Genomic DNA, 17,127 nt, shown 5'->3' on the forward strand with positions numbered 1-17,127 from the left:
GGAATATAGCCTTTGAAATACTTGAGTTAGAACCTACCAATTTATTTTTAAACAGTGGTAAGCACTCTCTCTTTGTATAGCCAATCTAAATAGTTGTAATCGTCTGCTGAACGGTTCAGCATGATTGTATTACGCAGAAGTCTTGTAACCGAATCTTCTGCATGCTTGATTTCTCCCCAAGTCCGTGCTCCACGCTGCACCTGTGCCGTTCTTGGAATGCGTTCTTGTTGGTATTCGTCCAATGCTTTCGCTATATTTGAACCGTTCGCACGCATTTTTTCTGTTAAACAAACTGCATCTTCAAGCGCTTGACAAGCCCCTTGTGCAAGATATTGCAGCATCGCATGAGCGCTATCTCCTAGCAGCGTTACGCGATTGGTTGACCATTTTTCCAGTGGTTCGATATCAAACAGCTTTGTGACCAAACCGCGTTCTGCAAACTTCAGTGATTCATTAATGGTCGAACAACTATCGCTAAACATCTGATGGAGTTCCTCCACAGTCCCCCAATCATCGGAGTTCTCATTAAATTTGTAGCTTTTGAATACCGCTACTTGGTTTATAACACTCTTATGACGCACCGGATACTGTACCAAGTGAATGCCAGGTCCAATCCACGTTAATTTCTCGTCCCAATCGATATCAATCGTCATTTCCGACATCGGAACAGTAAAGCGATATGCCACATACTGAGAGATAACTGGATCTGCCTGACTTACTAGTTTACGTGCCATCGAACGGATACCATCCGCACCGATGACTGTTTCCGCTTGCAGTACCGCTCCGTTTTCACAACGTAATTCTACATAATCAGCGAATTCTTCAACGGATTCCAATTTATGATTGGTAAAAAATGAAACATTATCTAAAGATTGACAAGCCTTCAGCAAAACACTATGCAAATCAGAACGATGGATAACAATGTACGGATATCCGAAACGCTCACGGAATGAATCTCCAAATTGAACGGCCGACAGCTCCTTGCCGCTTAACGCGTCCATGAACACATGACGGCGAGGAAACACCGCCAGTTTATAGACTTCATCCAGTACTCCCAAAGCATCAAGCGCCCGTAGGCCGTTCGGACCTACCTGCAATCCGGCGCCAACCTCACCAAACTGTGGCGCCTGCTCGAGCAGTGTTACTTTTTTTCCTAATTTAGCAATTCCGTAAGCAGCAGCTAAACCCCCTATTCCACCACCTACAACGATAACCTCTTTAACTTCTCCCACCATAATCACCCCATATATTAAATTAGATTATTTCTACTAATCTATTGCTATTACATCTGAGAGTTCAGGCTCAAAAACTGATAGAATCTCCTGGTAACCGCCATTTTCTGGATAAGCTTCTTCTCGTTCAAAGCCAAAAGGCTCCAAAATTGGCAGATCGTTCGTAGAAAACAAAAATGCCTCTTCTGTTTCAGATGTATTCACATGCTCATGCCATGTCCAGGCCGGCAGTGCGAAGAAGTCGCCTGCTTCCCAGTCAAAACGAACACCGTTCATCACCGTATACCCGCTTCCCTTGTGCACATGATATACCGAGCTGTGCATATGGCGATGCGCTTTTCCCCTATATTGAATCGGCAGCTTCTGCATTCTGGCGCCGACTCTTCCATTTGCGTCCTTGCCGGTGGATGGATTGATATATTCCACGGCGAATCCGTCGCATGGATCTGGAGGTAATTCACTCTGTCCATCCAATGCTTGTTTCGTTAAATCCCATGTATATCGACCGAGCGGTGCAGGTGATGGCTTGCGATCCGAAATCGGCCTTACCATCCCACCCGCATAACGCTTTGTGCCGTAATCATCAGGAAACTCAACCGGCTGCTGTTCCTGCGGATACAGTTCGAAGAATGAACTTGTCAGTGCCGAAGTGAATGGGATATCTAAACAGTCCATCCACAGTACCGTTTCGTTTCCTTCATTTAAATGGTCGTGCCAGCACCACTCCGGCGTAATCACGTAGTCCCCCGGTTCGAAATGATATTTTACACCGTTCACAATGCCGGATGCACCCTGGCCTTCCATAATAAACCGCAGTGCTGAAGTCATATGCCTGTGAGATGGAGCGATTTCCCCTGGATTAAGCGCTTGAACGGCAGCATAAAGCGTTTGCGTTGCCCCGCCCCATCCGTGTGGCTCCAAATGCTTCATACCCGGATTGATTAAATACACGGCTCGCCGATCAATGGATCCCGTCCCTACCTCGAGTAGCTCCTTGGCTTTATCTAGAGCTTCGAGGATTTGCTTCTTTTTCCACAAATATGGAACCGCTCGCGGCTTTGGCTGATGTGAGCTGAATACGGAAGCCCATAAAGGGCCCATATTCTTATCATTAAGCTCCTGGTGGAAATCCAACAATTCTGTTGTCCATTGTTGTTTTAATTTATGTTCCGACATATTACTTCCCCTCTTTCGTAATATCGTACAGTAACAATAAAGTCATTAAGTAGTCTCATACTCGAATCATATCGTATTAATTTAAACAAAAAGTAGATGTAAAAATAAGGATAAAAAAATAAAGTGCTAATATTCAAATAATTCCATTTCTATTAAACGCCATTTCTCTCGTTTCATTTTGATAAATCATGATGAGTTTATCTAATTTCTGACTATAGTAAATTGTCCTATGACTATTTATACCAGTTGCTGCCGCAGACTGGATCATTTCATTTCTCAGTTTCTTGATCCTGTGTTCTAATTTATCTAGTTCTGTATAAACCATATGAATTCTCCTAGCTGTCTGTATACAAATATAAAGATTAAATTCCGGGCTTATAGTCCACTTGTACAGAAAATTCACCGATTCTTTCGATGTGAATGCGAACAGTATCACCTTTCGTAATCGGAGCCACTCCCTCCGGAGTACCTGTCGTGACAATATCCCCAGGAAGAAGAGTCATTACACTGGAAGCTGCCTCAAAAAATCTATAGCAATCGTATATAAGATCACTCGTGTTGGCTGATTGTCTGATTTCATCATTAACCCACAGATTCATTTGCAGCTGATTCGGGTTTTCCACTTCATCACCCGTCACAATCCATGGACCGATTGGAGTAAAGGTATCAAAGGATTTACGCCATGGCCGATCTTCCTTACCGCGGACCGTAATGTCCATTAAAGCAAGGTATCCGAAGATGTACTTAGACGCATCCTCCGCCTTTACATCCTTTGCCTCCTTACCGACTACGAAAGCAATTTCCGCTTCATGATCCACTCTTCGGTCTCTGAACGGCAGCAGCACCGTTTCATCAGGTCCAATAATCGAAGAAGGCGATTTGAGGAAAAATCCGAGACCGTCCACCGTTGAAGCGGTGTTCATCTCTTGTTTGTGCAGGATATAATTGATAGGAGCTGCTACTATTTTACTCGGATTTGGGACAGGGGCACGAAGCGACACGTCCGATACTTGATTAATAGGACAAGACCCTAGGCCAGTTTCAATTTTTGGTTTCAAAGCTTCGAATTCTCCCATCAGCTTGACTAGGGAGGCTTGCGGTTCCTCGTTGTTCCAAGATGTTAATTCAGTAATATCGATCACACTGCTGCCATCGACAACACCAACGCGATTTTCGTTGAACAATGCAATTTTCATTAATATACTCCTTCCATTTGATTCCTACATTGAAATCAAATCATTTGTTTTTGTTTATAATCATTCAATTGGTTGTGTATCTCGTTTATCCAATCACTGAAGCATGTGAATGTGTCGATTCGTAAACCCTGATCATATAGTTCATGGGCGATTGGCTCCATGCTGCCATGATCAAGAAAGGACTGGGCATAATGACTCAAACAACTGATCCACTTCTCTCGGTGCTCTTTTTCGCTTAGTGGATATTCTTTGGAACCAGGTGCGTGTTGAAGCGTTTTTTCATACATTTGACCATTCTTTGTCTTAATTTCTATTTCTACTGGCAATCTTCGATTGAGTCGCTTGTCTTCCTCCAATTCCTGCAGATCTAACACCTTGACCGTAGGTAGCAAATTCTGAATGTCGATACGCTGCACTTGCTCATCCTCAAAACTGCTCAACCTAACATGTCCATCGGCTATCGCTGCAAGTACGGTATATTCGGCACTAAACTTTCCCTGTAATCCTGTCACAGGACGTGAGTGTACCAAAGGCAAGAGACTTCTCGGCTGTGCCCGAAGCACAATTGCCTGTACAGCATCTAAGCTCAACTGATGTTCCTCTTTGAGATCAAGCGCACCTTGGATAAAGCGGTGTGTACCAAAGCAGCAAGGGAACTTCTTGACGGATAATCCCTCTAACATATCGTAAGGCTCGCCGAATCTGATGGAGTTCATCGCGTTCAGTAGCTCCACTTCATCGGCCCCGCCGCTAAAGGCCATGAAAAAGCCGCGTTTTCCAAAAATATCATGATTCCCAGTAAAGCCCTGTTCAGCAAGCATTACCGCCTGAATGCCGTGTGATGCCGACAATCCAACGTGCAGCGACTTGGTCATGGAACCAAAATTCTTCTGTAGCCCACCTGTCATCGATGCAGCGATAGCAATGGCATGGGAGCATTGCTCCGCATTGAGATGAAGCAGATAGGAGGAAGCAGCAGCCGCTCCAATCGTACCCAACGTATCGGTGGCATGCCAGCCGAGATTGTAATGCCGTATCCCCATGATCTGCCCAATGCGGATCATGACTTCCGTGCCGATGCTATAGGCCGTAATGACCTCCTTACCCGAGCTCTTAAGCTTCTCAGCAAGAGGCGTTATCGCAGACAGAATCGGAGCGCTGGGATGGATGACGACACCAACCGAGGCATCGTCATAATCCAACACATGGGAGGCTGTCCCATTAATGATGGCCGCTTTATCACAATCAACCTTCACAGGCTCCCCCCAAAGAGAGGAGACACCGCTCTGCCCGCTCTCCTGCGGGACATATACCTTTTTAGCCCTTTCTACGGCAGGTTCATTCCATCCTGCTAAAGCTACTCCTATCGTATCAATAATTGCCCTCTTTGCTAAATCCACCATTTCTTCTGGAAGCTGATGATAGGATGTTTCCGTAATAAAGGTAGCGAGCCTTGTCATGAAATTATTGATTTTTCCATCTTGGTCTACGTTTTTCATTAAATGCTGCCACTCCCTCTAACCGGTCTTCCGATGTCACCAACTGGTTGTATGCTGCAATATCCAGAGCGTAGGCAGTATGGTAGTCTGTTTCAGATCCTTGGTTAATCGAGACTTTTGCCGCTCTTACTGCCATTGGGGCGGTGTTTGCTATCATTCCGGCCAATTCCAGTGCAGTTTCCAGCGCTTTTCCTTTGGAAACGACTCGGTTGACCATACCCCATTCGTATGCTAATGCTGCATCAATTTTTCGTCCTGTATAGATAAGCTCCTTGGCACGGCGTACCCCAATGGCTCGAGCCAGATTTTGCAGCCCTCCGCCACCAGGTAAAATTCCTCTTAATGCTTCCGACAAGCCGAAAACAGCTGTTTCCGAAGCAATGATAAAATCAGTCGAAAGTGCCAATTCACATCCTCCGGCAAGCGCATAGCCTTCCACTGCGGCTATGACAGGTACCGGGAAATCCCGAGTCAACAGAACCAAGTCTTCAATGATATGATGCTGTCGTTTCCACGTGCCGTCGCTCATTCCGTTGCGTTCCTTTAAATCGCCTCCGGTGCTGAACGCTCTCTCTCCTGCTCCGGTAATAACAACGCATCTTAAATCTTCGTTATACGCCTGTTCGCGGAAAAGTCTTAGCCTTTCCTCGAGCATTTTCGTATTCATCGCATTCATTACTTCAGGTCTATTTAGCGTGACAACCAGAATTTCGTTATTTTCACCCTTATATTCAACCTTCAACATTTCATAGGATTCTTGCACTATACTCACAGCATTTGCCCTCCTTTCCTGACTTCTACTTAATATGATCTTGGCATTTTCAATACGTGCTGACCTACATAGCTTAAAATCAGATTCGAAGAGATTGGAGCAATCTTCATCATTCTTGCTTGCATCCACTTGCGGTTGATGTGGTACTCGTTTGCTGCAGCATAGCCGCCATGCGTTTGCATACACGCTTCAGCCGCATGATAAGCAGCCTCAGAGCACAGGTACTTCGCCATATTTGCTTCTGCACCAGCCTGAAGATTGTTATCGAATTTAGTTGCTGCTTTATACATAAGCGCCTCCGCAGCTTGAAGCTCCATATACGCCTGCGCAATCGGGAATTGGATGCCTTGGTTTTGCCCGATTGGACGGTTAAATACAACACGCTCGTTCGCATACTTGACAGCCTGGTCAATAAACCACTTACCATTACCAAGCGCGGAACCAGATACAAGAATCCTTTCTGCGACCATTCCATCCATCACGCAGTAAAGTCCTCTTCCTTCTTCACCAATTAAGCATTCCTCAGGTACTTCAAGGTCGTTGAAGAACAATTGATTCGTGTCTCCGCCTAGCATCGTAGAAATTTTCGTTGATTCAATGCCGTTTCCAACTTCACGGGTGTCAATCAGGAACAAGCTGATGCCATGTGTTCTCTTTTCTACTTTGTCAAGCGGTGTTGTACGAGCAAGAAGCAGCATCAAATCTGTGTTATTGAAGCGGGAAATGAAGATTTTTTGGCCGTTAATAATGTAACGGTCTCCCTTTTTCTCAGCAAATGTTTTAATTTTAGTTGTGTCCGTACCAGCATCCGGCTCTGTTACAGCAAAGGTTTGCAGTCTTAAGGAACCGTTTGCAATTTGCGGCAAGTATTTGCGCTTTTGTTCCTCACTGCCGTGTCTAAGAAGTGCACCCATCGTATACATTTGAGCGTGAACCTGGTTAGAGTTTCCGCCAGATCGGTTGACTTCTTCTAAGATAATGGCTCCCTCTGTAAAACCTAACCCTGAGCCACCATACTCTTCCGGTATCAATGCGCCTAACCAGCCTGCATTACTCATTGCTTTTACAAATTCTGTCGGATAGGTATGATCCTCATGGGATTGTCTCCAATAATCTAAATCAAACCGGGAACAAACCTCTCTCACACCGGCGCGAATATCATTTTGTAGGTCAGAAAATTCAAAATCCATCTTTAATTCCTCCATGTTCTATGATTATTTTTTTCTATTAATTTATGATCCTTGTACCTGCATCCAGGTTTGTGGTCTAATTCCTGAAAGAACCCCGCCCTTGGACAAATGCCCAGGGAGCTCCCGCCCTACAATTTGTTCAGCCATCTTGGAACATTCGACTAAAGCTTCCAGGTTAAGTCCGGTATCAATGCCCATTTCTTCGCACAGAAATGCGACATCCTCTGTAGAAATGTTTCCTGGTGCCCCTTTCACTGCAGCAAATGGACATCCTCCGAGTCCTGCAACCGCTGTATCGAATTCCCACAGGCCTTCCTGTAGCGCAGCGTATACGTTAGCGAGACCCTGTCCGCGTGTATCATGCAGATGCAAATGTATATTAATTTCCGGCCATTTATCCTGAATGGCACGAACCGTTCGCTTAATCTGTTCCGGGTTGGCCCACCCCATCGTATCAGCTAATTTGACTTTCTGAATCCGTTCTCCATAGCTTTCTGCCAAGGAAATGACCTTGCCCATGATGTTCAGCAATTGATCCAAATATATGTAGCCTTCAAAGTTGCAGCCAAAGGATGCCATAAATCCCATTTGTTTCACAGGAATTCCTGCTGCCTGATAGGCCTCAATCCATTCTGGCAACGCTTTCAGCATTTCACTGGTCGATTTATTCATATTCCGCCTCGAAAAGGCATCACTTGCAGATAGAACAAGACTTCCGTCCAATGTAACTTTATTGGCTAGCGCTCGCTCCAACCCTTTCAAATTCAGATATGCTGCTCGATAAGCCACTCCTTGCATTCTCTCAATCTTTGCTAACACCATTTCCGCATCTGCCATCTGCGGTACCCACTTCGGACTGACAAAAGATGTAACCTCAATGTTTTTGAGTCCAGTCTGGCTCAATGAGTTAACGAAGGCAATCTTATCCTCTGTGGGAATCTTGCTTGCTTCTGATTGAAAGCCTTCCCTTGGCCCTACCTCATATAATTCAACGTGTTGGGGTAATGTCATGGTCTACCTCCTAACCAACAATGCTCTTACTCTTGAGCTGCTCCAATATTTCTTTTGAATAATTTAATGAGTTAAGAATTTCATCCGTATGCTCCCCTAGCAGTGGAGGTAATGATTGAAGATTGCCTCGTTCTTCATTGATTCGGAATGGAAGATCGACCATTCGGAAATCAGAAACCCTAAAATCTTCAACTGGTTTAATCATTGCAAGCGCATTCACTTGTTCATCGCGGAGCACCCGATCCAATGTATTGATTGGACAACTTGGTACATTGTATTCCGCCATTAAGTTTACGAGGTCGTCCACTTCATATCCTAAGGTGACTTCTTCTATAATTCGATGAAGCTCTTTACGGTTTTGGACCCTGGTCGAATTGGATTCAAATCGAGGATCCTCGACTAGCCCTGGCATTTCAAGCGCCGCACATAAATTTTTAAACAGTCGATTGTTTCCCGCAGCGATAATCGCCCATTGGTCCCCTTTGGTTTTAAAAGCTTCATAAGGTGCTGTCGTCGCCATTCCCGTTCCCATCTTCTTCGGAAGATTTCCGGATGCCATGTACGTAGAAAGCTGTAATGTAACCCATGCAATTCCCGTTTCTAACAGACTGTTTGCTACTTTGCAGCCTTTGCCGGTTTGGTTGCGTTGGTGAAGGGCACTTAGTATACCAATCAAAGACCACATGCCTGTTGCCATATCCACAATGGATACGCCGACGCGGGCTGGGTCGTCACCCTCATTTCCTGTCAAACTCATAATGCCGCTGTAAGCCTGAATAAGTGGGTCATAGCCCGGCTTGTTTTTCATTTTCCCCTTATCTCCGAACGCACTAATCGCCGCATATATTAATGAAGGATTGATTTCGGATAATTGCTCATAGCCGAGTCCGCGAGATTCTTCGCTTCCAGGCTTCAGGCTATGGATAAAGATGTCTGCAGTCTCGCATAATTGATGGACAATTTTCTGCCCATCTGGATGATTTAGATCGACACAAAGGCTTTTCTTATTACGATTTAACGCCAGGAAGGTGGAAGATTCCCCTCCCCATAATGGCGGATGCCAATGCCTTGTATCATCTCCATGTCCCGGACGTTCAATCTTGATGACCGTCGCTCCTAAATCGCCTAACATTTGTGAACAAAACGGGCCCGCAACGTTTTGCGTTACATCAATGACTGTAAGACCCGAAAGAATATTAGCCATGTTCGTTTCCCCTCTCTCTTTTCTTTATACTGGAACTTTTTGGAACTCTTCAGTCAACATTGGAACCACTTCAAATAGGTCCCCTACAATGCCATAATCAGCCACTTTGAAAATTGGCGCTTCCGGATCCTTATTGATCGCTACGATAATTTTGGAATTAGACATCCCAGCCAAATGCTGAACCGCACCTGAAATGCCGCATGCAATATATAAATCCGGTGTTACCACTTTGCCGGTTTGACCTACTTGCATTGAGTAATCACAGTATCCTGCATCACAAGCTGCACGGGATGCACCAACAGCCGCTCCCAGTGCTTTTGCTAATTCATGAATTGGGTTGAATCCTTCTGCACTTTTCACTCCTCGGCCACCCGAAACAATAATTTTAGCCTCTGTCAAATCAATGGTGCCTGCTGTCTTTCTTACGACATCTTTAATGACTGTGCGAATATCGGTAATGGATGCTTTATGTTCGATTGTTTCTGCCGTACGCCCCACATCCGGTACGCCTTTGTCGATATTATTAGAACGAATGGTGGCAAAATGAATTCCATTAGTGATTTTCTTCTTTTGAAACGCTTTCCCTGCGTAAATCGGGCGAACAAAGACCACTTCATCCCCTTGAACTTCAACCTCGGTACAATCAGATACTAATCCAAATCCCAGACGAGCTGCTACCCGTGGTGCCAAATCACGCCCCATAGCAGTGTGACCGAGTAAAACGGCGTCAGGCTTTACGATATTAAATACTTCTGTGAACGCTTGCGCATAAGCATCAATTGAAAAATCATTCAATTCCTCGTTGGTAACCAAGTAGACTTGATCCGCACCATATTGCGCCAGCTGCTCCGCATCTCCGTTATCCCCTTGCCCAAACAATACCGCCGTGACTTTTCCCCCGTCAGCTATTTTTTTGGCAGCAGCAAGCGCTTCAAAAGAAACATTTCTCAAATTACCATTGCGTTTTTCAGCAACAATTAACACATCTTTACTCATTGATGCCTTTCCTCCTTAAATGTTTAAGATTCCAAAATGTTTAATATCTAATGAGATTATTGCACTACCTTCGCTTCAAAGCGCAGCGATTCTACGAGCTCAGAGACCTGTTCGGGCAAATCCCCTTGAAGAATTTTTCCAGCTGTTTTTTCGAGCGGCAAATATTGTTCTGATACTTCTGTTTTCGAAAGGATCTCCTCAATATTCAGACCTAGGTCAGCAGCTATAATCCGTTCAATCGGTTTTTTCTTTGCCTTCATGATTCCTGGAAGTGAGGGATAACGTGGTTCATTTAAACCCTGTTGTGCAGTGAGCAGTACAGGTGTAGCCGCTTCAATGATTTCGGTATCTCCTTCAACGTCTTTTTCCACTCTTACTTTACCGTCTTCGACTTCAAGATTCGTAATTGTAGAGATATGAACGATTCCTAACTCTTCCGCTAAGCGTGGTCCCACCTGAGCTGCTCCGTCATCAACCGCCATATATCCGCCTAAAATCAAATCATAACTATCTCTTTTCGCAACAATAGCTAATACTTTGGAAATCATATATTCATCACCGAAAACAGATTCATCATCCACGATGATCGCCTTATCAGCTCCCATTGCCAAAGCCGTACGGAGTGCAGCCTCAGCACGTGGCGGGCCAACCGTCACAACCGTTACTTCTCCACCGTGTTTTTCCTTAATCGCCACCGCCTCTTCGACAGCGTACTCATCGTAAGGATTAATGACGAATTTGACTCCTTCCTCGCTTACTTTCCCATTCTTAAGTACAATTTTCTCTTCTGTGTCAAATGTTTGCTTGAGCAATACCAAAATTTTCATGTAAACCTCCTGAAAGTAAAATTATCATTTTTCGTTTCAAAAATTATTTTTGAATAATCTGTATATTTAAAATTTAACATAAGATTTAACATATTACTAATATCTATTAAATAGACTTCCCATATGATATAAATATGGGAACAAAGAAATTCTTTCGAAGATAAATAAACTACAAATGCTTTCGCTGATTCTTCGTCTTTTCACCATAAACAGGTAAGGGGCGTGTTACATATCCAAAGGCCATAAGAACGAGACCGCTGCCCCAAAATATAGCTGAAACCCCAATCAAACCGCCTATTCCGCCAAAGATGACCGGAATGGCAAATTGGGAAACGCGATTAATCATCATCTGGACTCCTAATACTTCTCCACGGCGTTCGGATGAGGATTCCTCCAAAAGAGCTGCAGTGCTAAGCGGCTGAGCAAGGCCAAGACCAGCTCCTAAAATACCAACCCACACAAACAGTACCACGATCCAAGGGGAAAACGGAGTAACTAGATAAATGACACCAGTAACGAAAAGAGACCACGTAAGTATTCTCATACGCCCAAAAGAGCCAACGAGAGACGTTTGGGTAAATCGAATAACGAGCATGGCCAGACCGAGGAATGAGAGGAGAAGTCCTGTCAAGGTTGGGGTGATGCCCATATTGTCGGCAAGCAAAGGAAAGTACACGCTAAACAGCTCTCTATAGGAAAAGATCAACCCTCCTATAAGAATCGCATTCCGCATGTCACGGTTTCGCATGAGGGCCCAAATCGATTCTCTTCCCTGCAAATTTGCTTGTTGTTTCTCATCCGTTTTTTGAATGTTCTCTCCATCTAAATTCCTCATACCCATCTCGCTGCTCAATGCGATGGCAATGAGCAACATATTAAAAAAGATACAAATATGGTACCCGTAGTGATCATACAAAAAGGAACTAATAACTGGGCCAATCATTGCGCCAACTGAGCCAAACAGACTATAGTTGGCCACCGTCCGATCGATGTCACCTCCTAAGCTGCCAATTCTCTTCTGCAAGGCGAGCATCAGGCAGGTAGAAGCAATACCAACCATAGCTAGCTGAATTAAAAAAATGAAAAAGGATGGGAACATGACAGTCAACAATAAGGAAATCAAATACATGACATTCCCGATGATTACCATGGGACGTGTTCCTATATGATCAACCCATTTGCCAATATGCAAGGCCAAAAGGGCCGGACAGATAGCAGAACTAGCAATAATCATGCTGATTTCTTGAGGTGAAAGACCTAAGGAGTAGGCGTATAAAGAAACAACAGGCTTGATTCCCGTAATCGTCGTGATAAGGATCGTATTCATCAGAATAATAATGTAATAATTCAATAGATTCACCGCCAAGATAGAGGTATAAAGCCAAAAAGAATGGTAAATAAAAAAGGACTCCCCAAATCTGGAGAGCTTTTTTTAAACTAGCAAACATTAATTTTTTTATGGAAATTAATCCCATGATATTCAATAAATTCATCAAAAACCTCGATGGACTTTTCTCTACCAATACCACTTTGCTTGATTCCACCAAACGGGATGTATTTTGAACCTAATGGTGTTTGTCCATGACCATTAATGAATGTCATTCCCGCTTCTATTTGGTTCGCAACATCTAATGCACGTTCAAAATCAGAAGACCATACGGAAGAACCCAAACCGAATTCTGAATTGTTGGCCATATGAATAACCTCTTCTTCCGTATGATATGGAATCAGTGGGAGCACTGGACCAAATTGTTCACAGGTCACAATCTCAGCGGTAGGATCGACATCCCGTACGATAACTGGCTGAAGATAGTATCCATTATCCCAATTTTCAGGTTCCAGTTGCTTTCCTAACTTGACTAAATTTGCCCCGCTATGTTCAAGTCTTTCGATCAGTTCACTTATCCTTTGATATTGAAGTTGGTTGTTAATAGGACCCATTGTGGTCTCTTCATTCAATTGATACCCAATTTGATAGGAGTCTGCTAATTCACAAACTTTTTCATAGAACTCTTCATACATACTATAAGGGACGTAAACTCGCTTAATCGCAAAGCAGAATTGCCCCGTTCTTCGGAATGCTCCTTCGACAATTTTAGGAGCGACTTCATTCAGATCGGCGTCGTCTAGTACAATCGCTGGATCGTTCCCCCCTAACTCAAAGTGAACCCCTTTGAGTGTTTCAGCTGCCGATTTCATGATCGCCACTGCAGTATTACCTCCGCCAGTAAATGAAATTTTACGAACAAGCGGATGCGAGGTTAAAGCACTTCCTACATCGCCTCCGCCAAGAACAAAATTAATCACACCTGGAGGGAAAAATTCTGCCATAGTTCTTAATAACGTTACTACGCCCATTGAAGCAGTTGGAGACGGTTTTACTACAATTGTATTGCCCGCAAGAAGGATGGGCGTTATTTTTTGTAAGGTCAGAATGATAGGGGCGTTCCAAGGAACGATACAAGCAATCACCCCAATCGGCCTCTTCACTACGCTGACCCAACCGCTTTCATCCTCTATAATCCGATTTTGAAAGGCAGAAGGCGCCAATTCTATCATATTTCTCATATCCATCAAGCCTAATTTGACCTCATCAACCGTTCTGCCAAGCAGAATGCCGTTTTCTTTAGCCGTCACACAGGCGATGAAAGACGCATTTCTCTCAATTTCTTCAGCAGATTTCAATAAGATTGACATTCTTTCTTCAAGTGAAGTTTGGCTCCAGGAATGGAAGGCTCGATGCGCAGACTGCACAGCTCCATCAATATGGCTTGCATCTCCTCTGGCGATATAGCCAACTACTTCACTTAATCTGCCTGGATTCCTCACTTCATCATAATGCTCTGTTGTCACATCTTCATTGTTGATAAACAAGTTCACCTTCATGTGATTCACCTCGCTATGTCCATTTCAATTTCATTCGCTCCAATATTACATTTCAACATCGTCTGCCAGATTCCCACGCTTATTTTTTACTCCGCTATAGACGCTAATGGCAAATATAATGAGGGCAATGCCCATGATAACGGCTGAAATTGGCTGCGTAAAAAAGATAAGAAAACCTTCAGTTGAAATAGATAAGGATTGCAGCATGGATGTCTCCAATTGTGATCCCAATATAAAAGTTACAATCATCGCGGACATCGGGATATCCAATTTTTTCATGATATAACCAATAACCCCAAAAATCAGCATCATCCCAACATCCCAAAGGCTGCCATTTAGACTGTAGGTCCCAACCAAGATGACCATCAGGATAATCGGAAACAATAATTTATACGGTATCATCGCAATTTTGGCCCACATACCTACTAATGGCATGTTCATGATTAGTAATAAAACATTCCCAATAAACATACTGGCAATCAGACCCCAAACAAAGTCCGGATTTTTCGTAAACAGGGCTGGCCCTGGCGTTAATCCGTGCATAATGAATGCTCCTAAAATAACCGCCATGGTCGGCGAGCTTGGCAGCCCTAGTGAAAATAATGGAATTAAAGCCGCACCGCTGTGAGCGTTATTCGCCGTTTCAGGGCCGGCTACCCCCTCGATTGCTCCCTTTCCAAAGCGAGATGGATCCTTCGCTGCCTTTTTTTCTACAATGTAGGAAAAGGTTGACGCGATAATGGAATTTGCACCTGGAATGACTCCGAGAAGCATTCCTATGCCAGTTCCCCTTCCGATAGATTTTAGAGTTGCTCCCCATTCATCCCGCCTAGGAAGAAGACCTTTGACCTTTTCTGGTTTGGTAACTTTTGCTGGGTTTTCTGCATTCAGCAAAATTTCGGAAATTCCAAACAGACCCATGGCCATGACTGCAAAATCAATTCCATCCATCAACTCTATGGAGCCAAATGTGAAACGGAATTCTCCAGTGACCATGTCTTGTCCTACCATGGCCAGCAATAAACCGAGGAATGCAGCAATTAATCCCCTGACCAAAGACTTCCCCATCAATGCCACAATCATCAGCATGCCAAGCAGCATAATTGCAAAGAACTCCGGAGGACCAAACTTCAACGCAAATTTAGACAGAGCAGGACCCACAAATGTAAGTGCTGTTACAGCAACAATCCCGCCGATAAACGAACCAATTGCAGACACTCCAAGAGCTACACCCGCACGCCCCTTCTTTGTCATCTCATACCCGTCGATACATGTAATGACCGATGCCGCCTCACCTGGCACGTTCACTAATACAGAGGTAATCGTTCCTCCATACATCGAACCATAAAAGATTCCGGAAAGCATAATAATAGCAGAGACTGGTTCCATCCCGAAAGTAAGAGGAATAAGTAAAGTAGTTCCAGATACCGGACCAAGACCAGGGAGTACACCGATGACCATCCCAAGCATTACACCAATTAGGCAGTAAAGAAGATTTGACCAGCTCATAGCCGTTTCAAATCCATGCAAAAGCAATAACAATGAATCCATTTAACTGTCCCCCTAAAATAGTATCCCGCCTAAAGGTAAGTACACCTTTAAGATGGTATTAAACATCCAGTAAATGAATACTGTTATTCCGACAGACATCAATAAGGTGGTGTACCATTTATACTCTTTATAGAACAACATGGCCAAAAAAATAACACCCGCAAGTAGGAATCCGAATAATGAAAAGAGTATTACGAAAAGGACCAAACTGATAATGATAAACAAAATATGTTTTAGAGAACGTCCAGTTGGCCACGATTCACTGCTTGCATTTTTCCCTTTCACGCTGTCATAAATATACCAAATCGCGAGGAGCATCAGGATACCGCTTAACCAAGTAGGAAAGAAGCCCGGTCCCGGTCCAAGAGCACTAGAATAGGAATACTGCAAGGACAGTACAAACAAGAAAAGAGCTAGAAGGAAAATGACTGCACCAGCCCATATTCCTGACCTGTAATTACTCATGATTGAATTTTATCCCCTTCCATGAACAAATTGAAAATGGTGGGCATTCAGGAATCAACCTGAAAACCCACTGATGCTTCAATAACGCAGTTTTATTTGATTAGACCGAGTTCTTTTAACATTTTGCCAAATCTTACATTCTCTCCATCTACCTCTTTTTGGACAACCTCAGGACTACCATATTGAGTCTGTAAAGAGGCCTTCTCGAATTCTTTTAACACATCAGGGTCTTCCATTGTTTTCTTAACCGCTTCTTCTAGCATCTTAACGATTTCCTTTGGCACACCCTTCGGTGCGAAAAGCGAGGTATTGCTATCGATCGCAATATCGAAGCCTTTATCTTTCAACAAAGGAATATCTGGAAAATATGGAACAGGTACACTTGCGGCATTAAATATTGCACGGAGCTCTCCAGATTCAATAAGCGCCTTGGCATCGCTCGGCTGTACCATAGCCCCTTGAACATGACCGCCTAGAACTGCTGTGATTGCTGGAGGCGTGCCTTCAAATGACACCGCCTTTGCTTCAAGGTCTGCCATCTTTTCCAATTCTGCCATTGGTAGATGAGCCCCTGATCCAATCCCCCCAGCTACACCATATGAAAATTTACCAGGATTCTTCTTCACATAATCAAGCCATTCTTCAAACGTTTTCCAAGGAGCATCTGCTTTCACAATCATGATTTGCTGGTTGCCGAATACTTTTGCGATGGGTTGAAAACTGTCATATGAGTATTTCACATTCCCATACAAAGGCTGCATGGAAATAGCACGGTGTGTAGACATTGCAAGGGTGTATCCATCAGGCTTGGCGTTAAACAAATCCGTGATCGCAATTGAGCCGCTGCCACCTGGTTTATTCACAATCACTAGCTGGGCATCTGGCAAATATTTTGGTAGGTATTTTTCCAGGATTCGGGCACCAATGTCTGTAGAGCCGCCCGCAGCAAATGGCACGAGTACTTCAATCGGTCTTTTAGGATACTCGATTTTGGTCTGTTTTTCATTATTGGCTGCCGTAGCTGCATTCGAACCCGTTGATTTTGAAGAGTCAGAACAACCTGCCAGTACAATAAGTAAAGCTGACAAAAAAAGCATAACGAATTTTTTCATTCTTCAACCT

16 protein-coding genes are annotated in these 17,127 nt (G+C 43.9%); all 16 read right to left on the minus strand.

Going from position 1 to position 17,127, the window contains the following annotated elements:
- Nucleotides 1–47: 47 nt before the first annotated feature.
- Nucleotides 48–1,235 (minus strand): FAD-dependent monooxygenase, encoded by a 1,188-nt coding sequence (locus BR30_RS0126445; protein ID WP_026567655.1) that lies wholly within the window; start codon nucleotides 1,233–1,235, stop codon nucleotides 48–50.
- A gap of 33 nt (nucleotides 1,236–1,268) precedes the next feature.
- Nucleotides 1,269–2,408 carry a cupin domain-containing protein gene (locus BR30_RS0126450; RefSeq protein ID WP_026567656.1) on the minus strand — a complete coding sequence of 380 codons (1,140 nt, stop codon included), beginning with the start codon at nucleotides 2,406–2,408 and terminating at the stop codon, nucleotides 1,269–1,271.
- A gap of 133 nt (nucleotides 2,409–2,541) precedes the next feature.
- On the minus strand, nucleotides 2,542–2,733 hold the full coding sequence (locus BR30_RS34625) for an aspartyl-phosphate phosphatase Spo0E family protein (RefSeq protein WP_035446142.1): 192 nt from the start codon (nucleotides 2,731–2,733) through the stop codon (nucleotides 2,542–2,544).
- A gap of 37 nt (nucleotides 2,734–2,770) precedes the next feature.
- On the minus strand, nucleotides 2,771–3,604 hold the full coding sequence (locus BR30_RS0126460) for a fumarylacetoacetate hydrolase family protein (protein WP_026567657.1): 834 nt from the start codon (nucleotides 3,602–3,604) through the stop codon (nucleotides 2,771–2,773).
- A 35-nt stretch (nucleotides 3,605–3,639) separates the two neighbouring features.
- Nucleotides 3,640–5,103, minus strand: a complete 1,464-nt coding sequence (locus BR30_RS0126465; RefSeq protein WP_026567658.1) for an MmgE/PrpD family protein — start codon at nucleotides 5,101–5,103, stop codon at nucleotides 3,640–3,642.
- Complete coding sequence (locus BR30_RS0126470) at nucleotides 5,069–5,875, minus strand: enoyl-CoA hydratase/isomerase family protein (protein WP_231507816.1); 807 nt, start codon at nucleotides 5,873–5,875, stop codon at nucleotides 5,069–5,071. Before BR30_RS0126470 ends, BR30_RS0126465 begins: the two co-directional genes overlap by 35 nt.
- 29 nt (nucleotides 5,876–5,904) lie before the next feature.
- Nucleotides 5,905–7,065 (minus strand): acyl-CoA dehydrogenase family protein, encoded by a 1,161-nt coding sequence (locus BR30_RS0126475; protein WP_026567660.1) that lies wholly within the window; start codon nucleotides 7,063–7,065, stop codon nucleotides 5,905–5,907.
- A gap of 42 nt (nucleotides 7,066–7,107) precedes the next feature.
- Complete coding sequence (locus BR30_RS0126480; protein WP_026567661.1) at nucleotides 7,108–8,076, minus strand: hydroxymethylglutaryl-CoA lyase; 969 nt, start codon at nucleotides 8,074–8,076, stop codon at nucleotides 7,108–7,110.
- Between the two features lie 10 nt (nucleotides 8,077–8,086).
- Nucleotides 8,087–9,280 (minus strand): CaiB/BaiF CoA transferase family protein, encoded by a 1,194-nt coding sequence (locus BR30_RS0126485; protein WP_026567662.1) that lies wholly within the window; start codon nucleotides 9,278–9,280, stop codon nucleotides 8,087–8,089.
- A 24-nt stretch (nucleotides 9,281–9,304) separates the two neighbouring features.
- Nucleotides 9,305–10,276, minus strand: a complete 972-nt coding sequence (locus BR30_RS0126490) for an electron transfer flavoprotein subunit alpha/FixB family protein (protein WP_026567663.1) — start codon at nucleotides 10,274–10,276, stop codon at nucleotides 9,305–9,307.
- A 56-nt stretch (nucleotides 10,277–10,332) separates the two neighbouring features.
- Nucleotides 10,333–11,103 (minus strand): electron transfer flavoprotein subunit beta/FixA family protein, encoded by a 771-nt coding sequence (locus tag BR30_RS0126495; protein WP_026567664.1) that lies wholly within the window; start codon nucleotides 11,101–11,103, stop codon nucleotides 10,333–10,335.
- Nucleotides 11,104–11,272: 169 nt separating this feature from the next.
- Nucleotides 11,273–12,430: an MFS transporter gene (locus BR30_RS0126500; protein WP_231507817.1), complete on the minus strand. Its 1,158-nt coding sequence runs from the start codon at nucleotides 12,428–12,430 to the stop codon at nucleotides 11,273–11,275.
- 110 nt (nucleotides 12,431–12,540) lie between these two features.
- Nucleotides 12,541–13,989 (minus strand): aldehyde dehydrogenase family protein, encoded by a 1,449-nt coding sequence (locus BR30_RS0126505; protein WP_035446146.1) that lies wholly within the window; start codon nucleotides 13,987–13,989, stop codon nucleotides 12,541–12,543.
- A gap of 45 nt (nucleotides 13,990–14,034) precedes the next feature.
- Nucleotides 14,035–15,540, minus strand: coding sequence for a tripartite tricarboxylate transporter permease (locus BR30_RS0126510; RefSeq protein ID WP_026567667.1), 1,506 nt, complete (start codon nucleotides 15,538–15,540; stop codon nucleotides 14,035–14,037).
- 12 nt (nucleotides 15,541–15,552) lie between these two features.
- Complete coding sequence (locus tag BR30_RS0126515; RefSeq protein WP_026567668.1) at nucleotides 15,553–16,005, minus strand: tripartite tricarboxylate transporter TctB family protein; 453 nt, start codon at nucleotides 16,003–16,005, stop codon at nucleotides 15,553–15,555.
- A 92-nt stretch (nucleotides 16,006–16,097) separates the two neighbouring features.
- On the minus strand, nucleotides 16,098–17,117 hold the full coding sequence (locus BR30_RS0126520) for a tripartite tricarboxylate transporter substrate binding protein (protein ID WP_026567669.1): 1,020 nt from the start codon (nucleotides 17,115–17,117) through the stop codon (nucleotides 16,098–16,100).
- Nucleotides 17,118–17,127 lie beyond the last annotated feature (10 nt).

This window comes from Bacillus sp. UNC41MFS5, from assembly GCF_000686805.1.

Coding starts and splice junctions, on each gene's coding strand:
- BR30_RS0126485 (WP_026567662.1), bottom strand. CDS start 9,280: ATGGCTAATATTCTTTCGGGTCTTACAGTCATTGATGTAACGCAAAAC.
- BR30_RS0126475 (WP_026567660.1), bottom strand. CDS start 7,065: ATGGATTTTGAATTTTCTGACCTACAAAATGATATTCGCGCCGGTGTG.
- BR30_RS0126465 (WP_026567658.1), bottom strand. CDS start 5,103: ATGAAAAACGTAGACCAAGATGGAAAAATCAATAATTTCATGACAAGG.
- BR30_RS0126480 (WP_026567661.1), bottom strand. CDS start 8,076: ATGACATTACCCCAACACGTTGAATTATATGAGGTAGGGCCAAGGGAA.
- BR30_RS0126515 (WP_026567668.1), bottom strand. CDS start 16,005: ATGAGTAATTACAGGTCAGGAATATGGGCTGGTGCAGTCATTTTCCTT.
- BR30_RS0126510 (WP_026567667.1), bottom strand. CDS start 15,540: ATGGATTCATTGTTATTGCTTTTGCATGGATTTGAAACGGCTATGAGC.
- BR30_RS0126490 (WP_026567663.1), bottom strand. CDS start 10,276: ATGAGTAAAGATGTGTTAATTGTTGCTGAAAAACGCAATGGTAATTTG.
- BR30_RS34625 (WP_035446142.1), bottom strand. CDS start 2,733: ATGGTTTATACAGAACTAGATAAATTAGAACACAGGATCAAGAAACTG.
- BR30_RS0126460 (WP_026567657.1), bottom strand. CDS start 3,604: ATGAAAATTGCATTGTTCAACGAAAATCGCGTTGGTGTTGTCGATGGC.
- BR30_RS0126500 (WP_231507817.1), bottom strand. CDS start 12,430: ATGAATACGATCCTTATCACGACGATTACGGGAATCAAGCCTGTTGTT.
- BR30_RS0126520 (WP_026567669.1), bottom strand. CDS start 17,117: ATGAAAAAATTCGTTATGCTTTTTTTGTCAGCTTTACTTATTGTACTG.
- BR30_RS0126495 (WP_026567664.1), bottom strand. CDS start 11,103: ATGAAAATTTTGGTATTGCTCAAGCAAACATTTGACACAGAAGAGAAA.
- BR30_RS0126505 (WP_035446146.1), bottom strand. CDS start 13,989: ATGAAGGTGAACTTGTTTATCAACAATGAAGATGTGACAACAGAGCAT.
- BR30_RS0126445 (WP_026567655.1), bottom strand. CDS start 1,235: ATGGTGGGAGAAGTTAAAGAGGTTATCGTTGTAGGTGGTGGAATAGGG.
- BR30_RS0126450 (WP_026567656.1), bottom strand. CDS start 2,408: ATGTCGGAACATAAATTAAAACAACAATGGACAACAGAATTGTTGGAT.